The 20094-nt window shown below is 55.8% G+C and carries 22 protein-coding genes; all 22 read right to left on the reverse strand.

The genetic code is table 11. From position 1 onward, the window contains the following. A complete protein-coding gene (gene aroA, locus AC27IT_RS05875; RefSeq protein WP_007785420.1) occupies positions 1-1284 on the reverse strand; it encodes a 3-phosphoshikimate 1-carboxyvinyltransferase in 1284 nt (427 codons plus the stop codon). A gap of 81 nt (positions 1285-1365) precedes the next feature. Next, complete coding sequence (locus AC27IT_RS05880) at positions 1366-2469, reverse strand: prephenate dehydrogenase (RefSeq protein WP_007785422.1); 1104 nt, start codon at positions 2467-2469, stop codon at positions 1366-1368. A 68-nt stretch (positions 2470-2537) separates the two neighbouring features. Next, positions 2538-3632: a histidinol-phosphate transaminase gene (gene hisC, locus AC27IT_RS05885; RefSeq protein WP_005831272.1), complete on the reverse strand. Its 1095-nt coding sequence runs from the start codon at positions 3630-3632 to the stop codon at positions 2538-2540. Between the two features lie 29 nt (positions 3633-3661). Then, on the reverse strand, positions 3662-4480 hold the full coding sequence (trpA, locus tag AC27IT_RS05890) for a tryptophan synthase subunit alpha (protein ID WP_005831274.1): 819 nt from the start codon (positions 4478-4480) through the stop codon (positions 3662-3664). After that, complete coding sequence (gene trpB, locus AC27IT_RS05895; RefSeq protein WP_005831276.1) at positions 4480-5712, reverse strand: tryptophan synthase subunit beta; 1233 nt, start codon at positions 5710-5712, stop codon at positions 4480-4482. The genes trpA and trpB overlap by 1 nt, the downstream gene beginning before the upstream one ends. Continuing rightward, on the reverse strand, positions 5672-6343 hold the full coding sequence (locus AC27IT_RS05900) for a phosphoribosylanthranilate isomerase (RefSeq protein WP_340673826.1): 672 nt from the start codon (positions 6341-6343) through the stop codon (positions 5672-5674). The genes trpB and AC27IT_RS05900 overlap by 41 nt, the downstream gene beginning before the upstream one ends. After that, positions 6340-7149, reverse strand: a complete 810-nt coding sequence (trpC, locus tag AC27IT_RS05905) for an indole-3-glycerol phosphate synthase TrpC (protein WP_429776908.1) — start codon at positions 7147-7149, stop codon at positions 6340-6342. The genes AC27IT_RS05900 and trpC overlap by 4 nt, the downstream gene beginning before the upstream one ends. Next, the gene (trpD, locus tag AC27IT_RS05910; protein ID WP_005831282.1) at positions 7139-8164 is read right to left on the reverse strand and encodes an anthranilate phosphoribosyltransferase; all 1026 of its coding nucleotides are present in this window, start codon (positions 8162-8164) and stop codon (positions 7139-7141) included. The genes trpC and trpD overlap by 11 nt, the downstream gene beginning before the upstream one ends. Continuing rightward, complete coding sequence (gene trpE, locus AC27IT_RS05915; protein ID WP_327944620.1) at positions 8158-9672, reverse strand: anthranilate synthase component I; 1515 nt, start codon at positions 9670-9672, stop codon at positions 8158-8160. Before trpE ends, trpD begins: the two co-directional genes overlap by 7 nt. A gap of 281 nt (positions 9673-9953) precedes the next feature. Further along, positions 9954-10331 carry a chorismate mutase gene (gene aroH / locus AC27IT_RS05920; RefSeq protein ID WP_005831286.1) on the reverse strand — a complete coding sequence of 126 codons (378 nt, stop codon included), beginning with the start codon at positions 10329-10331 and terminating at the stop codon, positions 9954-9956. Next, complete coding sequence (gene aroB, locus AC27IT_RS05925; protein WP_327944621.1) at positions 10331-11434, reverse strand: 3-dehydroquinate synthase; 1104 nt, start codon at positions 11432-11434, stop codon at positions 10331-10333. Before aroB ends, aroH begins: the two co-directional genes overlap by 1 nt. Then, positions 11434-12597 carry a chorismate synthase gene (aroC, locus tag AC27IT_RS05930; protein WP_005831290.1) on the reverse strand — a complete coding sequence of 388 codons (1164 nt, stop codon included), beginning with the start codon at positions 12595-12597 and terminating at the stop codon, positions 11434-11436. The genes aroB and aroC overlap by 1 nt, the downstream gene beginning before the upstream one ends. A gap of 203 nt (positions 12598-12800) precedes the next feature. Beyond that, the gene (locus AC27IT_RS05935; RefSeq protein ID WP_007785434.1) at positions 12801-12968 is read right to left on the reverse strand and encodes a hypothetical protein; all 168 of its coding nucleotides are present in this window, start codon (positions 12966-12968) and stop codon (positions 12801-12803) included. 77 nt (positions 12969-13045) lie between these two features. Next, complete coding sequence (locus AC27IT_RS05940) at positions 13046-13819, reverse strand: CheR family methyltransferase (RefSeq protein ID WP_007785436.1); 774 nt, start codon at positions 13817-13819, stop codon at positions 13046-13048. 140 nt (positions 13820-13959) lie between these two features. Beyond that, a complete protein-coding gene (gene ndk / locus AC27IT_RS05945; protein WP_005831294.1) occupies positions 13960-14403 on the reverse strand; it encodes a nucleoside-diphosphate kinase in 444 nt (147 codons plus the stop codon). 104 nt (positions 14404-14507) lie between these two features. Next, the gene (locus AC27IT_RS05950) at positions 14508-15473 is read right to left on the reverse strand and encodes a polyprenyl synthetase family protein (protein WP_007785438.1); all 966 of its coding nucleotides are present in this window, start codon (positions 15471-15473) and stop codon (positions 14508-14510) included. 16 nt (positions 15474-15489) lie between these two features. Continuing rightward, on the reverse strand, positions 15490-16353 hold the full coding sequence (locus AC27IT_RS05955; RefSeq protein WP_005831298.1) for a menaquinone biosynthesis protein: 864 nt from the start codon (positions 16351-16353) through the stop codon (positions 15490-15492). 4 nt (positions 16354-16357) lie between these two features. Then, on the reverse strand, positions 16358-16954 hold the full coding sequence (locus AC27IT_RS05960) for a UbiX family flavin prenyltransferase (RefSeq protein WP_005831300.1): 597 nt from the start codon (positions 16952-16954) through the stop codon (positions 16358-16360). Continuing rightward, on the reverse strand, positions 16951-17820 hold the full coding sequence (locus tag AC27IT_RS05965) for a UbiA-like polyprenyltransferase (RefSeq protein WP_005831302.1): 870 nt from the start codon (positions 17818-17820) through the stop codon (positions 16951-16953). Before AC27IT_RS05965 ends, AC27IT_RS05960 begins: the two co-directional genes overlap by 4 nt. A 68-nt stretch (positions 17821-17888) precedes the next feature. Continuing rightward, positions 17889-18608 (reverse strand): demethylmenaquinone methyltransferase, encoded by a 720-nt coding sequence (locus tag AC27IT_RS05970; protein WP_005831303.1) that lies wholly within the window; start codon positions 18606-18608, stop codon positions 17889-17891. 4 nt (positions 18609-18612) lie between these two features. After that, a complete protein-coding gene (locus AC27IT_RS05975; RefSeq protein WP_005831305.1) occupies positions 18613-19449 on the reverse strand; it encodes a heptaprenyl diphosphate synthase component 1 in 837 nt (278 codons plus the stop codon). A gap of 115 nt (positions 19450-19564) precedes the next feature. Continuing rightward, on the reverse strand, positions 19565-20080 hold the full coding sequence (locus AC27IT_RS05980; RefSeq protein WP_005831307.1) for a hypothetical protein: 516 nt from the start codon (positions 20078-20080) through the stop codon (positions 19565-19567). Positions 20081-20094: the final 14 nt, after the last annotated feature.

Genomic DNA, 20094 nt, shown 5'->3' on the forward strand with positions numbered 1-20094 from the left:
TTACTGTTGGCTGATGCGCGTAAGCAGCTCGTGGAATCCCGGGAACGATACGTCGATCGCTTCCTCGTTTTCGATTCCCGTCTCCCCTGTTGCCGCCAATCCGGCAATCGCCATCGCCATTCCGATGCGGTGATCGCCCATGCTGTCGATGACCGCGCCTGTCAGCGGAGTCTCGCCTTCGATAATCATGCCGTCCTCTGTCGGCGTGACACGACCGCCGAACTTGGAGAGCTGGCTTACGACCGTAGCGATGCGGTCGGTTTCTTTTACCTTCAGCTCCTCCGCATCGCGAATCACGGTCTTGCCCTTTGCCTGCGTCGCCATGACCGCGATCACCGGAATCTCGTCGATCAGCCGCGGAATGATGTCGCCCGCGATTTCAATGCCGTGCAACTCGGAATGGGTCACGAGCAAATCGGCAACCGGCTCTTCGTTTACGACGCGCTCGTTGAGCAGCTCCAGGCTTCCGCCCATCGCTTTGACCACGTCGATGATCCCTGTGCGGCTCGGATTGATGCCGACATTTTCGATCAACAGCGAGCTGCCGGGAACAACCATAACCGCTGCGATCAAAAACGCCGCAGAGGAAATGTCCCCTGGCACGGAGATAGCCCGTCCTGTCAGCTTTTGTCCGCCTTCTACAGATACGGTCAGGCCGTCGCGCACGACAGAGACGCCAAACGCTTGCAGCATGCGCTCCGTATGGTCGCGGGACAAATGCGGCTCCGTGACGCTGGTCACGCCGTTCGCCTGCAAGCCTGCGAGCAAAATCGCCGACTTGACCTGTGCGCTCGCTACCGGAGACTGGTAAGCGATCGCCTCCAGCTTGCCGCCGCGAATCGAGAGTGGCGTAAACTCGCCGTCTTTTCTGCCGTCGATCTTCGCGCCCATCTGGCGAAGCGGTCCGATCACGCGCCGCATCGGGCGTTTGGCGATCGACTCATCGCCTTCCATCACTACGTGAAACGGCTGTGTCGCCATAATTCCGGACATCAGGCGAATCGTCGTCCCGGAGTTGCCGACGTCGAGATGCTGCAAAGGCTCCCGCAGGCCGTACCAGCCTTTTCCGTGAACAGTCACCTTGTCGCCTTGCTGTTCGATCTCGATGCCCAGGCGGCGGAAGCAACTGATGGTGCTCAGGCAATCTGCCCCAGGCAAAAAGCCTTCAATCGTGGTGACGCCCTCTGCCAGCGCACCGAACATGACAGCGCGGTGCGAGATGGATTTATCTCCCGGAACACGCACGGTCCCTGTTATTTTTTTGGCTTGACGAACTCGAAGCACAGTTCCACTCCCCTTTGTCTCTTCAGCAATTAGTCATGCTGTGAAGCGTCTTCGTTGTAAAGTGTGTTTGTACAAAATGGCTTAGGAACGCCTGTACACATTGTAATCGAAAAAGCGCAGAAGTTCCTCCCCTTTTTCCATCTCCTCCTGGGAATGGAAGGTGATGCGCAGCGCTCCGTATATGTCTTCACGCGTCTCTCTGATTTGCAGGTTGGTAATGTTGATCTGCTTCGCTCCCAAAAGCGTCGTGATGCGGCCAATCTCCCCCGGATGGTCGGGAATGTCGATATACAGGTCGTTCAGAGGCGGCAAAGCCCCGGCTTTGCGCTCCGGCAGGCCGTCGCGAAAATCGCGCGCTGTCTGGAAAAACCGCTCAATGCCTTCTGGATCGCCCTCTTCCACAAGCTCGATAACATCCTCCAGAGCTTTTGTCCAATCTTTGGCGATTTTTAACAGCGGCTCGCGGTTTTGCAGGAGCACATCGCGCCACATCCGCGGGTTGCTGGACGCAATGCGCGTAATGTCGCGGAAGCCGCCTGCGGCCAGGCGTGCGTGCCAGCCGTTTTCCTCGTCGTAGCCCGCAACCAGATTGACCAGCGCGGATGCCAGCACGTGCGGGAAGTGGCTGACCGCGCCCACTACCTGATCGTGGGTGTCAGCGTCCATTTGCACGACTTTTGCCCGCGTCAGCGAGAGCAATTCGGTCAGGCGCTCGACTTTTTCAGGCGGGGTGCCCGGTGCGGGCGTCAATACGTAATAGGCATTCTCCAACAGCCTGTCCGAAGCCGCTTCGACCCCTGACTTGTGCGAGCCTGCCATCGGGTGTCCACCAATGAACGTCACGCGCTCCGGGATGACTTCTACGGCTTGTCTGACGATGCCGGCCTTGGTGCTGCCCACGTCTGTTACAATGACGTCTGGCTGCAGCTCCATGTCTTGCAAATGCTGCAAGGTAGCGACGATCTGCTCGACAGGCGCAGCGAGAAAAATGACATTCGCTTCCCGGACGGCCGTTTGCAAATCGGTCGTGCCTGCGTGGATGACGCCGAGCGTCAACGCTTTATCTAACGGTTCTTGACGTACGTCGTAACCGACGACCCGGATGTTGGGGTCCCGTCGCATCGACAAAGCGATCGAACCGCCGATCAATCCGACTCCGATTACGGCGATAGTAATTTTTTTCATCTCCACTTCCTGTCCTTCCTTGTTCGCGTAGACAAAGATGCCGGGGCACGCCCGGCATCTTTTGTCCGTTATTTCAATGCGCCAGTCACAATTTCTTTCAACACAGACAAAATCTTTTCATTCTGTTCTTTCGTTCCCACCGTAATCCGCTGGTATCCCGGGAAGCCGAGTGCATTCCCCGAGCGCACGATGATGCCGTGCGTCAACAGCTTTTTGAACACTTCATCGGAATCTCTTTTCAGGTCAACCAAAATGAAGTTGGTCTGCGACGGGAAGTAAGAAAGTCCCCACTCGTCAAAAGCGTCCGTCAATTGCTTCAGCCCTTCGCGGTTGCGCTCGCGGCATGCGGCCACGAACTCCTGGTCGCGCAAGGCCGCACGAGCTGCTACTTGACCGAGCGCTCCGGTGTTGAACGGTTCGCGCACGTGCTCCAGTGCAGACACCAGCTCTTCGGAGGCGATGCCGTAGCCGATCCGCAGCGTTGCCAGACCGTAAATTTTGGAGAACGTCCGCAAAATAATCAGATTCGGATACTGATCGAGCAAAGGAACGGTTTGTGGATATTTTGGATCAACAACATACTCGTAATAAGCTTCATCCAAAACAACGAGAACGCTGCTCGGCACTTTTTTCAGGAACGCTTCCAGCTCTGTCGCAGTCACGATGGTACCGGACGGGTTGTTCGGGTTACATACCCATACGACTTTCGTCTGTTCGTTGATGGCTGCTGCCATCGCTTCCAGATCGTGAACGCCGTCCTTGAGCGGAACCTCGATCAGCTCTGCCCCTTCGATAATCGCATTGGAGCGATACTGGGAAAAGGTAGGAGTCGCCATGACCGTGTTCGTGCCTTCACTCAAAAAAGCGCGGGAGATCATCAACAAATTTTCGTCGGAACCATTGCCGAAAATGAGTTGACTAGGCTTCACGCCGAGGAAATCGGCCAAATCCCAGCGCAGGCTGAGGCTTGCGCCGTCCGGGTAAAGAGCGAGATTATCCAGTTGCTCCGCAATGGCCGCCTTCGCCTTAGGCGAGCAGCCGTAAGGGTTCTCGTTGGACGCCAGCTTGATTACTTCTGTCAAACCAAACTCCCGTTTGACGTCTTCAATGGGCTTCCCTGGCTGATATACCGGGGCATTGAGTATGCGTTGCTTCGGTTGCATCCACGTTCACTCCAGTCACATTTTTCCCATTATTGTAGCGCACTCGCCAACTGTTGTACAAACGTTTTTATTTTTTCAACAGCAACTGGCATTTGTGCCGGATCTTTCAGTTGGTCCTCGTGCTGTTCAATCTGCTGCACGATCGCGCTGCCCACGATCACGCCGTCTGCATGCGGCGCTACGGCCCGCACCTGCTCTGGCGTGGAGATGCCGAATCCGACGGCAGTCGGCGCAGTCGTGCTTGCTTTTACCCGCGCCAAAAAGTCCGCCAAGTCTTCGCGCAAGTCTGTCCGCGCTCCCGTCACGCCGAGCGACGAAACGCAGTACAAAAAGCCTGTCGCCTGCTCGCCGATCGTCTGGATGCGCGTATCGGACGTCGGTGCCACGAGCGAAATGACGTGCAAGCCGTTTTGCTTCGCGGCAGCCACGGCAGGGCCGTTTTCTTCAATCGGCAAATCCGGAATGACGACGCCGTCTGCTCCATGCGCGGCCAGGTCGGCGAAAAAGCGTTCGATTCCGTATTGCAGCACGGGATTGAAGTAAGAAAACAGGACGATGCCCGCTTCTACGCCCGACTCTCGCAGGCGGGAGACGAGCTGCAAGGCGTCTGCGATCGACACGCCGTGTTGCAGCGCACGCTGCGAGGCGCGCTGGATCGTAGGGCCATCTGCCAGCGGATCGGAATACGGAACGCCAAGCTCGATCACGTCCGCTCCGGCCTCCACCATCGCAGTCACGAGTTGAAACGTCGCTTCCAAGGTCGGATCTCCTACCGTAATAAACGGGATAAAACGCTTGCGGCTGCGATCCGCAAACAAACGGTCAATTCGATTCGTTGCTGCCGTCATCATGCCACTCCCCCTTCTGTGCGTTCCGCCAGCGCTTCCTGGATGGTCAGCACGTCTTTGTCCCCGCGTCCCGACAGGCAAATGACGATGATCTTCTCCGGCGACATTTGCGGAGCGCGCTTGATGACCTCAGCAATCGCGTGGGCGCTCTCCAGTGCGGGAATAATCCCTTCCGTGCGGCACAAAAGCTCGACGGCCGCGAGCGCCTCCGCATCGGTTACGGACGTGTACGTCACTCTCCCGGTATCTTTTAAATACGCATGCTCAGGGCCGACGCCCGGGTAGTCCAGCCCCGCCGAGATCGAGTGCGCCTCTTGCACCTGTCCGTGCGCATCCTGCAGCAAGTAGGTGAGCGAGCCGTGAATCACGCCTGGCCGCCCAAGGGTCAATGTCGCGGCATGCTTGTCTGTCTCGATTCCTTTTCCTGCCGCTTCCACGCCGCGAAGCGCGACAGACTCATCCTGAATAAACGGGTAAAACATCCCGATCGCGTTGCTGCCGCCGCCTACGCAGGCGACTACCTCGTCGGGCAGCTTGCCGAGTTGCTGCAAAATTTGCTTACGCGTCTCCTCCCCGATAATTTTCTGGAACTCGCGCACCATGTACGGATACGGATGCGGGCCGACGACCGAGCCGATCACGTAAAACGTCTCCTCTACGTGCGAAACCCAGTGGCGAATCGCCTCGTTCGTCGCGTCCTTCAGCGTCCGCGAGCCGGACACGGCCGGAATGACTTCCGCTCCCAACAAGTTCATGCGAAAGACGTTCAACGATTGGCGGCGAATGTCTTCCTCGCCCATGAACACTTTGCAGGAAAGCCCGAGCTTCGCTGCGACCGTCGCGCTGGCAACGCCGTGCTGCCCCGCTCCCGTCTCTGCGATAATCGCCTTTTTGCCCATACGCTTTGCCAAAAGCGCCTGCCCGAGCGCATTGTTCAGCTTGTGCGCCCCGGTATGGTTGAGGTCTTCGCGCTTGAGGTAGATTTGCGCCCCGCCAAGCGCCTCCGTCAGCCGCTCCGCATGTGTCAGCGGCGTAGGGCGACCTGCGTATTTGCTGAGCAGCTCATTCAACTCGGCTACGAACTGTGGATCACGTCGCGCTTCCTCAAAAGCAGCCTCCAGCTCGTACAAAGCATTCATCAACGTCTCTGGCACGAATTTTCCGCCGAACGCTCCAAACCGTCCGTTCTCGTCAGGCACGACCCGCGTGGTTGTCTGTGTATTGCTTGGCATGCGCCTTCACCCTCTCCACCAGTTTTTTTATCTTTTCTCCGTCTTTCTCTCCATCCGTCTCTACTCCGCTGGACACGTCGATCACCGCAGCCTGGTACGTGCCAATCAGCTCGGCTACGTTTTCGGCATGAATCCCGCCTGCGATGATGCAATCCGCTTCCTTGCACTTCGCTTGCAGCAGCGGAATTTGCTCCCACGAAAACTTTTTCCCTGTTCCGCCTGCTTGCGCCGGATCGTACGTATCGAACAAAAAGGCGCTTACAATCCCCTGATACGCTTCCAGCGACGCGGAGGCATCCGCTTCGCCTCCAACAGCCAGTGCCTTCCATACCGGCACCGAAAACCGCTCTCGCACTTGGCGGCAAAATTCCGGCGTCTCCTGGCCGTGCAGTTGAATGACAGAAAGCGGCGCTTCCGCGAGCACTGCAGCCAGCTCATCCATCGTCGGATTGACAAACACGCCGACAGCCGGCGGGTGGCCGAAAACGGCAGCGAGCAGCCTCCCTGCCGTTTTCGCGTCTACCTTGCGCTTGCTTGGCGCAAACACCAGACCGACATAGTCGACGTCCAGCTCTTTTAGCAGCGCAAGCGTCTCCGGGCGTTTGATCCCGCAAATTTTCAACCGGGTCACAAGCTCACCCCCGCCTTGCTGCCTTTCGCTGGTCCGACCAGATCGAAAACCGCCTGTTTCACGTCTTGCTGGCGCATGAAGTGCTCGCCGACCAAAACCGCTCTCGCTCCCGCCCGTCTGACGTTTTCCACATCGGCCGCAGAAGAAATGCCGCTTTCGCTAACGACAGTCAGGGAAGCAGGCAGCTCCGCGAGCAGTTCGTGCGTCACCGCGAGATCGGTCTGAAACGTATGCAGGTTGCGGTTGTTGATCCCGAGCAGCTTCGGTTCGATCGCGCGGAAAACGAGCTCGCACTCCCGCTTGTCGTGGACTTCGACGAGGACGTCCATCCCGAGTTGTTCCGCCGTCTGCGACAAATGCCGCAGTTGCTCGTGCGTAAGGATCGCGGCGATGAGCAAAATGCAATCCGCTCCGGCTGCCCGCGCTTCCACTACCTGAATGTCTTCGATGAGAAAATCTTTTCGCAGCAAAGGACGGTCTACCGCTTCGCGAATGCCCTGCAAATAAGCGAGACTGCCCTGGAAAAACGACTCGTCGGTCAAGACGGACAGGCACTCGGCCTCAGCCGCCTGATACGCCCGCGCAATCGCGAGCGGGTCAAAATCCGGGCGAATCAGCCCTTTGGACGGCGAAGCCTTTTTCACTTCGGCAATTACGCTGACCGGGCGGCTGCTCTGTTCCAGCGCCTGGCGAAAGCCGCGCGGACGCTCCTGCGCTTTGGCTTGCTGCAGCAAGGCCGCTACGGTCGTCTCTTTTTGCAGGCGAGCGATTTCCTCGCGTTTTTTTTCCACGATTTTATGAAGCATGAATCATCCCTCCTGCAATTTGCCGAATGTGCTCCAGCTTGCGCATGACGAGTCCGTCGTCAATCAGCTCCGCTGCCCGGATCACGCCTGCTTCGATCGAGCGAACGCGATTCGCCAGGTAGAGGATCGCCCCTGCGTTTAACAGCACGATGTCGCGCGCCGCCCCGCGCTTGCCAGCGAACACCTCGCGAATGATCGTCGCGTTTTCGCATGCGTCTCCGCCGCGCAGCGCTTCTTTTTCATGGCGGCGCAATCCGAACTGTTCTGGGTCGATCTCATACGTGCGAATCTCGCCGTCACGCAGCTCCGCGATCTGGCTTGTTCCCGTCACGGTCAGCTCATCCAGCCCGTCAGAGCCAGCCACGACCAGCGCCCGCTCTACATGCAGCTCGCGCAGGACAGCCGCGACAGTCGGCAGCAGCTTCGCATCGTAGACGCCCATGAGCTGATGGCTGGCGTTTGCCGGATTCGTCAGCGGGCCAAGCAGGTTGAAAACGGTGCGCACGGCCAGCTCCTTGCGCGGACCTGCCGCATGCTTCATCGCCTGGTGGTAGAGCGGCGCGAACAAAAAGCACAGGTTGGTCGCACGCAGACAATCAGCGGCGGACTTGGGCGACAGGTTGACCGGAACGCCCAGCTCTTCGAGGACGTCTGCACTGCCGCTTTTGCTCGACACAGCCCGGTTGCCGTGCTTGGCGATCCGCACGCCGTCGCTCGCCGCCACAATCGCACTGGCTGTCGAGATATTGAACGTGTTGCTGCCGTCTCCGCCTGTGCCGCACGTATCGACCAGACCCGGCAGCTCGATCGGAAAACGCATCGCCCGGGCGCGCATCGCCTGCGCAAACCCGATGATTTCCTCTACTTGCTCGCCCTTGAGCCGCATACTCGCCAAAAAGGCTCCGATCTGGGCTGGCGTCGCTTTGCCGTCCATGATTTCTCCCATCGCTTCCTCTGCGATTGCCCGCGACAAATCGTTTCCTTGCAAAATTTGCTCCAATGCATGGGTCAGCATGGCAATACCTCCTTGCGCACAAATAGCTGTTCTGCCTTTTCCAAAGCTGAAATCATCGCGGCTGCCTTGTTTACCGTCTCCTGGTATTCGCTTGCGGGAACCGAGTCGGCGACGATGCCTGCTCCTGCCTGCACGTGCGCGTACCCATCCTGGAAAAACAACGTCCGGATCGTGATGCAACTGTCGAGCGAGCCGTCGAAGGAAATGTAGCCGATCGCTCCGGCGTACAGATGGCGGGCATCCGGTTCCAGCTCGGCGATAATCTCCATCGCCCGCAGCTTGGGCGAGCCGGAGACGGTCCCGGCCGGGAAGGCGCTGAGCAGGGCGTCAAAGGCGTGTAGCCCCTCGCGCAGCTTGCCCGTCACGTGCGACACCATGTGCATCACATGCGAGTAATTTTCGATGACGAGCGCCTCTTCCACGCTGACGCTGCCGTAAGCCGACACCTTGCCGACATCGTTGCGGCCCAGGTCCAGAAGCATGTAATGCTCCGCCCGTTCCTTTTTGTCGGCCAAAAGGTCTGCCGCCAGCTCCTCGTCCTCCTGCGGCGTCGCGCCTCTTTTTCTCGTTCCGGCGATCGGGCGCATCTCGACTTTTTCATCCTCGACCCGCACGAGCAGCTCGGGAGACGTACCGACGACCGTCTCGCCCTCGTATTCGAGGTAGTACATGTACGGCGAAGGATTCAGCGTGCGAAGCAGTCTGTACACGGCAAACGGATCAACGTCGGTCTTGACGGAAAAACGTTGCGAGAGCACTACCTGGAAAATATCGCCCGCTGCGATGTACTCTTTTGCCTGCTCGACCATCCGCTCGTACTGCTCGCGGCTCATGTTCGGCTCGACGTTGAGCGGGGCTGGTGACTGGGTTTCTACCTGGATGCGGCTGTCCACCTCCAGCGGAGCGGTTACCTTTGTAGCGAGCTGCTCCAGCCTTTCGCAGACTAGCTTGTATTTTTCGTCAATAACCTCGGCGGAATCTCCCGGCTCTACGTGCAAGTTGACGATCAACTGAATTTCCTGCTTCAAGTGATCGAAAGCGATCATTTCGTCGACGAAGAGGAAGCGCATGTCTGGCACGCGCACTGCCTCTTGGCGGTGCGCCGGCAAATTTTCAAAATAGCGCAGGGTGTTGTAGCCAAAAAAGCCTACGGCCCCGCCGCTCAAGCGGGGAAAGCCGGGCAGCTTCGGGCTCTTGAAGCGATCCGTCTCCTGGCGCAAAAAGTGGACGGGATTGCCTGTCAAAGCTTTTCGCTCTCCGCTGCGCGTCACTACGGAGATGTCTTCCCCTTTTGCTTCCACGATTTGAAAAGGGTTCATCCCGATGAACGAGAAACGGGCCCAACGCGCTCCGCCTTCCACGCTCTCCAGCAAAAACGAATCACTCGTACGAATCTTCTGATACAATCGGATGGGTGTCTCCTGGTCTGCCAAAAGCTTCAGGCTCACAGGAATCAGGGAATAGGTCGCCGAAAGGTTCTTGACCTCAGCAAGGGAGGGAAAATACATGAACTCTCATCTCCTTTTTAGTGGGAGCGAAAAGGGAGAACAACCGCCTTTTCACTGCCCGCTGCCTAGAGCGAGAGGTAGGGGGGAGAAAAAATATACAAAAAAACCCAGCGACAGAACTGGATTGGGTAGACAAATATGTACCCAGCCTGCTCTTCTCTCCTCAACCTAACTCATCTCAACTCTGCTCTACTCATTCTCAACTCAGCCGGTATTGGCTCTTCTTCTGCAAAAACGAGGCGCTCTCGTTTCACTTATGGTAAAAGAGAGCGCCCTGATTGTCAACTGCGATTTGTCAAATCCGGGCGAAGCTTGACTGCATCCCGCAAAAAGACGTGCTGAATCTCTTTTGCCGACTTCTCTGTGTTGACGTGCATCATGACGCGAATACAGAGGGGCAAGCTGCCCGGCACAGGAATTTCCCGCGCGCACATCAGCGGGACATACTGCCAGGCCTCCCCTTCCAACAGACGCGCCGCCTGGGCGGGAAACGTCGCACATAAATCCTCTGTCGTCGTGATGATGATGCTGCCGATCTCTTCCGGATTTACTTCATTGCGCGTGACCATTTCTTCCAGGAGCCACTTGGTGGAAGAGACAATCTCTTCCCGCGTATCGGCTTCTACCGTAACCGCGCCTCTGATTCCTCGCATTCCCATTACAAAGCCTCCGCTTCTTCACTCATTACTGTCAGGATGAGCTGTTCGTCTACGTGTTTCCCAATCTCCGCCTGCCCGATTGCGCTAGGCAATACGAGGGCAAGCTGGCCGCCGACCGTCTTTTTATCCCGCTTCATCGCCTCGAGGACGTCTTGCGGCTGCAGACCTTTTGGCCAAGCCGTTGGCAAATGGTACAGGCTGAGCAAATGCTTCGTGCGATCGTACACGCCTCTTTGCGCCAAGCCGATTCGCTCCGCTACTTTGGCGGCGATGCACATCCCGATGGAAATGGCTTCGCCGTGATTCAACGTCGCGTACGCCGACAGCGCCTCAAACGCATGGCCGAATGTGTGCCCCAAATTCAAAAGCGCACGCTGGCCCTGCTCGGTTTCGTCGGCAGAGACAACCGCAGCCTTGACGGCGCAGCCTCTTTCGATCGCTTTCCCTAACAATTCTGAATCAAGCTCCCACAGGCGTGCGGCGTTCTCCTCCAGCCAATCCACAAAGGAGGCGTCCGAAATAAGAGCGTGCTTGATGACTTCGGCAAAGCCTGCGGCCACTTCGCGCTTGGGCAAGGTGTGTAGCACCTTTGTGTCGTAGATCACGACGCGAGGCTGATGAAAAGCACCGATCAAGTTTTTCCCCAACGGGTGATTGATCGCCACTTTTCCTCCGACTGAGCTGTCGTGAGCGAGCAACGTCGTCGGCAACTGGACAAAGTCAATGCCGCGCATGAACGTAGCCGCCACAAAGCCAGCCAAATCCCCCACGACGCCGCCGCCCAGCGCGAGAATTGCGGATTTGCGGTCCAGTCCGCCCTGAATCGCTTCGGTCATCAACCGTTCGTAGACAGCGAGACTTTTCGATTGCTCGCCCGCTTCCACGACGCTCGCTATCGCATTGTATCCGGCAGCGCGCAGAGCATCGCGCAGCGGCTCTAAGTAACGAACCGCCACATGCTCATCTGTAATAATCATCAGTTTGCTTGTGGAGACAACTCCTGCCTCCGCAAGCAAATCAGGAACCTGCTGCAATAGAGAATCGCCGATCACAATCTCGTAAGAACGCTCTCCCAGCTCTACTGTCAGTCTGTTGGTCTTCATTAGAATTTCTCCGTGTACGCGCGGTATTCACGCACGTTTTCGATCATGTCGTCCATCGAATCGCTCGGGAACTTCTCGCACATCGCCTGCGCGATCTCCCACGCGACTACCGCTTCCGCTACGACGCTCGCAGCCGGAACCGCGCAACTGTCGGAGCGCTCGATGCTCGCGGAAAACGGCTCGCGGGAGTCGATATCCACGCTCATGAGCGGCTTGTACAGCGTCGGGATCGGCTTCATCACGCCGCGCACGACCACAGGCATCCCCGTCGTCATGCCGCCCTCCAAACCGCCTGCGCGATTCGTTTTGCGGCTGTAGCCGGTCTCTTCGTTCCAGATGATTTCGTCGTGGACTTGCGAGCCTTTCAAGCCTGCCGCCTCAAACCCGATGCCGATTTCCACGCCTTTGAACGCCTGAATGCTCATGATCGCCTGCGCCAGTCGTCCGTCGAGCTTGCGATCCCATTGCACGTGGCTGCCAAGGCCGATCGGCACGCCTTCCACGATTACTTCGACCACGCCGCCGAGGGAATCGCCGTCTTCTTTTGCCTTGTCGATCGCCGCCATCATGAGCGGCTCCGCTTCTTTATCCAGGCAACGAACCGGCGATTCTTCCGTCCGGGCAATCAGCTCTTCCAGGCTGACCTCCTGACGCTTCGCCACCACATCATTGATCTGCAAAACTTGTCCGCCGATCCGGATGCCGAAAGCCGCCAGCAATTGGCGAGCGACAGCCCCTACGGCCACGCGGATTGTCGTTTCGCGGGCGCTGGAACGTTCCAGAATATTTCGCATATCGCGCTGATGGTATTTAATCGCACCATTCAGGTCAGCGTGGCCTGGACGCGGGCGAGAGACGCGGCGCTTTTCCTCTGCGCCCTCTTCTACCGGCTCGGCACTCATGATCGTTTGCCAGTGAGTCCAATCCTTATTTTCAACGACCAGCGTGATCGGTGCCCCTGTCGTATAACCGTGGCGCACGCCGGACAAAATTTTCACCTGGTCTTTTTCAATCTGCATTCTGCGGCCACGTCCATGCCCTTTTTGACGACGTGCCAACTGTTCATTGATTGCCTCAACGGAAATCGGCAGGTTGCTCGGAACTCCCTCGATGATCGCCGTAAGCTGCGGGCCGTGAGATTCCCCTGCTGTCAAGTAACGCATCTCTTCCTTCCTCCATCCTCCAGGCAGCTCGTGTCCCCAATTCCTTCCGGTTCGGGTCGCTGTCCTTTATCACTTTTAAGCGCTATAATATCATACCTGTCTCGCTGTGGAAACACAAAAGTAGAAACCTGCGCGAAAACCTTTCGTTTGCAGAAAAAACGCCCCTCCGACGGGAGAAGCGCTTCGTTTGCAGATGGCGCTGATTAAAAAGGATCGACCATCAAAAAAGGATTGGGGCTAAGCGGCCTTCTGGAATGATCCACACGTATCAAATCATCCAGTTGAGTTTTTTCAGCCCCAAGTATTTGTCCGCATTCTTGCAACGTAATCAAACCCCGACGGTATGCTTCGATGACCTTGTGCTTATCCATCTGCTGCCTCCCTTGACAAAGTAAGTATTCCTAGTCTTGGGAAAAAAGAGCAGAGTTATACGAAAGGCCGAGGGGATTTATCCCATTTTTCGATAAAAGAACGTATCTTCCGTCTCCAACTGGTATTGCTGGGGCTGGAAAATTTGCTCCGTGCTGCCGACAAACAGCACGCCGCCCGGTTTGAGCGCCCGGCTGAACTTGTGGTACAGCTCGTGCTTCGCCTCTTCCGTGAAATAGATCATCACGTTGCGGCAGATGATGAGATCGAACTGCGTGTCAAACGCATCAGCGAGCAAGTTGTGCTTCTTGAACGTGACACGTCTCTTCACCTCGTCGGAAATCCGGTAGCTGAGCGCGTCCTTGACGAAGTACTTGTCCACCAGCTCCTTCGGACAATCCTGCAACGAACGGTCCGTATAAACGCCTTGCTTGGCCTTGGCCAGCGCGCCCTCATCAATATCGGATGCCAGTACAGTCGCGTCCAGACGCTTACGCAGCAAGATCAGCGAGAGCGTGTACGGCTCCTCGCCAGTGGAACAAGCGGCACTCCAGCATTTGATGCGCGACGATTGCTTGGCGAGCCGCGGCAAGATCTTGTTCTCAAGAACTTCCCAGCGCCCAGGGTTGCGGAAAAACTCCGAGACGTTGATCGTCATCCGATCGAGAAATTCGTAAAACAGTTCCTTGTCCTTTGCAATCGCATCGAAATATTGGACAAACGTGCCATAGCCCCGCTTTTGCCGCAACGAAGTCAGGCGCCGCTTCATCTGTGCTTCCTTGTAGAGGGCAAGATCAATTCCGGTCATTTTTTTCACACTAGCGATAAATTGGAGAAAGTCCTTATCTTCCATACAGAATTGTACCCCCTTGAAAACTCTTAACTCTTTGATTTCGCTAATATTCGCCAAAATCCTATCACTTCTCGGGGAGATTTTGACGAAAAAAAGAAAAAACCCCACGCATGGGGTTTTTTCGTCGTTGGATCGGCAAATTAGATCCAGCGTTGGATTGTTTTCTCGAAGGAGAGAACTTCATCAGCGGAGAACCAGAGGCCGATTTCACGCTCAGCGCTTTCTGGGGAATCGGAACCGTGGATGATGTTCATGCCAACGGAAGTCGCGAAATCGCCGCGGATTGTACCAGCAGCCGCATCAACCGGGTTTGTTTTGCCCATCATCGCACGAGCAGTGGAGATGACGTTGTTTCCTTGCCATACCATTGCGAATACAGGACCGGAAGTGATGAAGTCAACCAGTTCGCCGAAGAACGGGCGCTCTTTGTGCTCGGCGTAGTGTTGTTCAGCCAGTTCGCGGCTTACTACCATCAGTTTAGCACCAACGAGTTGGTAGCCTTTTTTCTCGAAACGGGATACGATTTCTCCGATCAGGTTACGTTGTACGCCGTCAGGTTTTACCATAAGGAACGTTTTTTCCATTGTAAGTATGCCTCCATCAAAGCTATGTATTGGTGTTTACAACACCAACGAAAATTTTATCAAAACTGGGGTGGCCAAGCAACAGGCAGACAGTCAAATTCTCATTAAAATTTGCGATCGATGATAAAGTTGGCAATTCCTGTCAATGATGTTTTCGCCTGCGTATTGGGCAAGTCGCTGAGAACCGCATGCGCGCGGGCGATATAGCGCTCGGCCAGCCGCTGGGAAAAGGCAATGCCTTCGTCCTGGCGCACCAGGCGAATCGCTTCGTCCGTATGCTCCCAAAACGTATTTTGCCTGATCCATTCCTGGAACTGTCCGCTCGCCTTGCCGTGGTAAGCGGTGTAGAGCGCCGGCAGCGTGATGTTGCCATGGAGAAGGTCGCTGCCCGCCGGTTTCCCCAACTGCTTTTCCGTTCCGGTAAAGTCGAGAATGTCGTCGGTAATTTGAAAAGCCATTCCGACGTTGTAGCCGTACCAGTACATTTTTCGCACCAACTCTTCGGTGGCTCCGCTCGCCACGGCACCCAACTGACAGCTAATCGCGATCAAAAGCGCCGTTTTCCGCTTGATTCTGCGCAAGTACGTGCGGAAGTTTTGATCCCAGTTGTTCAAATCTTTTACTTGCTCGATCTCGCCCTTGCACACCTCGACAATGGCGTTGGAGAGAATCTGGTGCAGCTTCGGATTCGGAAGCTGGGAAGCGATCGCCAGCGCGCGCGCGAAAATGTAATCGCCCGCGTACATCGCTATTTTGTTGTCCCATTTCATGCGCACCGTGTCTTTGCCCCGCCGCTTGTCCGCATCGTCAATCACGTCGTCGTGCACGAGCGAAGCCATATGAATCAACTCAAGCGGGACGGCGACGTGCTTCAAAACTTTTACATCGTAATGGCCCCACTTGCCTCCGAGCAGCACAAAGACCGGACGGATGCGCTTTCCTCCTGCTTTGAGCAAATGCGTCGAGGATTGATACAGCTCGCGAACGTCTGTATCGATCGATTTTTCCAGTTCATCCTCAATGTACTGGACGTCCTTTTTCATCTTGAAGTAAATATCGACTAGGTTCATCCGTTATCCGTTCCACCTATCTCGCAAGCGTAATATTGGTCTTGTGGCCATCCGCCTGCCACAACTCGACGGTCGCGGGCGCCGCTAGTAACCCCAGCTCCGCCGCGCATCGGTAATAATACTCCAGTCCTACCCGCTGCCCTTCGCCGAAATCGTGCTGCAGTCCCGCGAAGTAACGAATCCATTCCTCTTTTGTTCCGCCGAAGTGCGCGCATACATAGTCCACTAACGGACCGGGATCGGCTTTCGTCTTCTTTTTGCTCGCCAAAAACGAAGCGTGGACTTCCGCGATCAAATCGTAATGCTCGGCTATGACAGCGCGCCTGAGCGCCCAGATGGCAAACGTCATGGAATAGCCCGTAAATCGGTGCCACAGCTCCCCGAGATCATACACGTGCAAGTCTTTGGCCGTCCGCTCTGCGGCAATCGCGTCGTCGCCGATGAGCAGGGCAGCATCTGCGCCTTGCAGCATCTGCGCCAGATTCGGCTCTTGTGTAACGTAAGCGATCTCGTATTCGTAAAACTTGTGGAGCACGATTTTCAACAGGTTCACCGTCGTCGCTGACGTGTTGGTCAGGGCGATTTTCGCCCCGTTCAACTGCTCGATCGGCTTTTTGCTGAATAAGAAAAGGGAGCCTACTCTCCCTTTGGCACTGACAGACAGGTCTGCCAATGCCACGTACTGGGAGGCATGCTCAGCATAGCTAAACGAGGAGATCGGCCCCATGTCAATCTCGCCTTTTGCCATCGCCAGATTCAACTGGGCTGGCACCTGGCGGATGAACTCGATCCGGTCCTCGAATTTTGCTTGTTCAAAGTAGTAGTAAACAGGCAGTACGTTGGTGTACAAGATTTGTCCGATCCGCAAAGACTTTTGCATGCGTCTACTCCCCCCAACGCCGAAACAGCGAGTGTGGTACATCCAGTGCATCCAAAGCTTTCCCAACGACAAAGTTAATCAGGTCATCCATCGTTTGCGGCTTTTGGTAATAGCCGGGCATCGCCGGCAAAATCCGCACGCCCAGCCTGCTCAGCGTGAGCATGTTTTCCAGGTGGATCGCATTGAGCGGCGTCTCCCGGGGGACGATGACCAGCCGCCTGCCTTCCTTAATCATCACATCGGCGACGCGCTCCAGCAAATTGCCGGAGGCGCCATGGGCGATGCCGGATACGGTGCCCATCGAGCACGGAACGACGATCATGCCGTCGCAGCGATACGAACCGCTCGCAGCAGGGCAATTGAAGTCGCGCAGGCCCCAATAATGCAGCTCTCCGGGGAAATCCTGCTGGAGCTTCTCCCGCAATAGCCCTTCCCGATCATCTGCATGCCAGTCCAGCTCATCGTGAAAAACTTGCCAGCCTGCCTCGGTAATCATCAGATGGACGATATGCCCGGCGCGCAAAAGCTCGGTGACGACGCGGACGCCGTAAATCGCGCCGCTTGCTCCTGTAATCCCCACTACCCACTTTTGCCTGTTCATGCAATCACCAGATCAATCATAGTAAACACGAACATGACGACGCTCAAAATTCCGTTCATGTTGAAAAACGCCACGTCGACTTTGGACAGGTCGGTCGGCTTCACCAGCGTATGCTCGTAAATCAGGATCGCCCCGGAGATGAGCACGCCGAGCAGGAACCAGATCGACAAGTCCGCTACGACGTACAGCGACATCAAGCCGACAAAGGTAAGGATGTGGCACAGTCTCGCCACGAGCAGCGCATTCGCAATGCCAAAGCGGCTCGGCATCGAGAACAGCCCTTCTTTGCGGTCAAAATCGGCATCCTGGCACGCGTAAATAATATCGAAGCCCGCCGTCCAGAACAGCACGGACGCAAACAGGAGTAAGCCGATCGCGTCTACCTGGCCTGTCGTGGCTACCCAGCCTCCCAGCGGTCCGAACCCGATTGCTACTCCCAATACAAAATGGCAGAGCCATGTAAAGCGTTTGGTGTAGGAATACAGCACCAGTACGAAAACAGCAAGAGGCAGCAGCTTGACGGCCAGATCGTTCAACTGGAAAGCAGCGATGAACAACACAATGAACGAAACGACGATAAACAGGATGACTTCCAAAACGGAGATCAGCCCTGCCGGAATCGCGCGTGTTGCCGTTCGCGGGTTTTTGGCGTCAATGACGCGGTCGATGAGTCGATTCAGCGACATGGCTGCGCTGCGCGCCCCTACCATCGCAACGGTCACCCAAAAAATTTCCAGCCAGGTCGGCCATGCCTTCTCAATTACAATACTTCCCAAAACTGCGCCCATAAAAGCAAAGGGCAGAGCAAACAGGGAATGCTCGAATTTTATCATTTCCAAGATGATTTTCAATTTACGTAGACCCATCTATGACACTTCCTATCTACTGAAAAAATACCGCCCATGCCCGCTCACGCCGGGGCCAGACGCTGAGGCTACGGCTTTGTGCCGATATGCAGAGCGGATACCCCACCCATAAACAGCTTGACCTGGACCGGGGCCAGACCAGCCTGCTGAAACATCCCCGCCAGCTCGCGGCTGTCCGGGAAATTCGTCAGGGAGTGCGGGAGCCAAGCGTATTCCTCATACTTGTTCACGGTCATTTTCGCAATCAACGGCAAAATTTTATAGAAGTATAAGTAAAATAGCTTGCGATACGGAATGAATGGAGGCTTGGACACTTCCAGGGAAACGACTTTTCCTCCCGGCTTCACGACGCGGGCCATCTCATTTAGCACCTGCTGCACATCCGGTACGTTGCGCAAGGCGAAGCCGATGGTGGCAAAATCAAATGTATTATCCTCGTAAGGCAGATTCATCGCGTCGGCATTCACCAGCTTGACGGTATTGCCGACCCCGGCGTTCGCTACCTTGTACGCTCCGACATCCAACATGTTTTGGCTGAAGTCCAGCCCGACAACCCGCCCGTCTTTGCCCACGGCCTTTGCCAGCGCAATCGTCCAGTCAGCCGTTCCGCAGGCGACATCAAGCGCGCTGTCCCCTGGCTTGATGTTCATCTGCTTCATGGTGTAATTGCGCCAGGCCAGATGGCTGCCAAAGCTGATGACGTTGTTCATTTTGTCGTAGTCGCTTGCAATGCTCTCAAATACGGAGTGAACGTACTTTGCCTTCTCTTTCATTTGTGTCTGGTCCACTAGGCTACATCTCCTCAATAACTCGTTTCAGGCGATTCACTCGATGGGAGTAGCGAGCCGTTATGGAAGCGAGCACGTTGCGCGTTTCGGCAGGGTGCAGCGTGCGCACCATTTGCTCGCACAAGCTGAGCATTTCCATGGCTTTCATCTCGACGCCTGACAACACCTGGGCAAGCGTAGCGCCTGGTTTTTGCAGCAAAAAACGAGCAAAACCAAAAGGAACTTGTTCTTGCCACTTGATTTGCTCCCATTCTCCAATGACACTCTCTACCTTAGCCGTTTCTTTCATCAGGTTCACCCAGAAACGGCGGCGATCGTCCGAATCGGCATACTTCTCGACAATCGCTACATACAAGCCTGTATCAATCGCATTGCGCAGCTCCCAGTACTCTTCGTCTGACAAGCTTCTGGAATCGCGACCTGCCACGTACAGCTTCATTTTCGCTTCATTCACGCGCTGAACGGCTCCGGACAACACCTGGATCGCTTCGATCTCGCCTGTTTCAGACAGCAGGTGGTAGTAGCGGCTGCTGTAATAATCGCCGGCGAGCACCGTCAACTGCCGATTTCGTTCTGCGCTCAATGAATCTTCGTACTGATTTTTGACATGTTCGTGCATGTCCAGTCCCAACTGAACAAGTCCCGTCGCCGTGCAGAAAATGGATGCCCGTTCCTTCGTCATGCCTTGTTCCCGCAAAAACAGATACAAGAGTTCCAGGCGATTTTCCGCCATGGAAGGAACGTCCACGTAATACTCTACATAGGAATGGGTGGTTCGCTTGTAGATCTGCTCGATGATCGACCGAACCTCTTCTACATATGGGGTATGTTCTTTGCTCATGCGTCCTCCTCCACAAGCTGCGCAACCTAAAGATGTCTGCCTGTTCCGTACACTTCCGTCTACCTTTACCATCCGGTCAAAAGGCCGTCCTTACTATCATACCATACTTCTTCCATCAGGGACTAATTCTCTCGTAAAAATACGGCTCGATTCGCACGGGAAATGTGTTTTTGACAAAGGAATCGACGTCTTCCAGCTCCGCGATCGGTTTGGGATGCGCCAGCGAACTGGCTCCCGTCGTTTGAATGGCAATCAGTAGTTTCGACTCTTTCGGCTGGTCGCTTTCCTCCAGCAAGCGGAAATAGACCTGCCCGACATTATCCGTGAGCGTCAACAGCTCGTATGTCAACTGATAAAAATCGTGATACACATGACTGACATTCACCTTTTCCCCCGGTTTGATCACGAAATCGACATAAACTGACGGGTTTTCCCATTTTATACGCTTCATTTTATAGTGTGGCGTCATCAATGTAAACAAATCGAGGACATTTCGCTCGCTCAGTTGAATCGGGTGTGACGGCTGGAAGGTTGGAACATCCGTCCGCTGCCACCCGGCGCTCGGAACAAGCGACAGCATCAAGGCCAAAAAAGTGGAAACGACAATTGCCACGAGCAGTTGGCGCGGCATAGACATCCCTCCTC

Source organism: Brevibacillus sp. YAE8, from assembly GCF_057543335.1.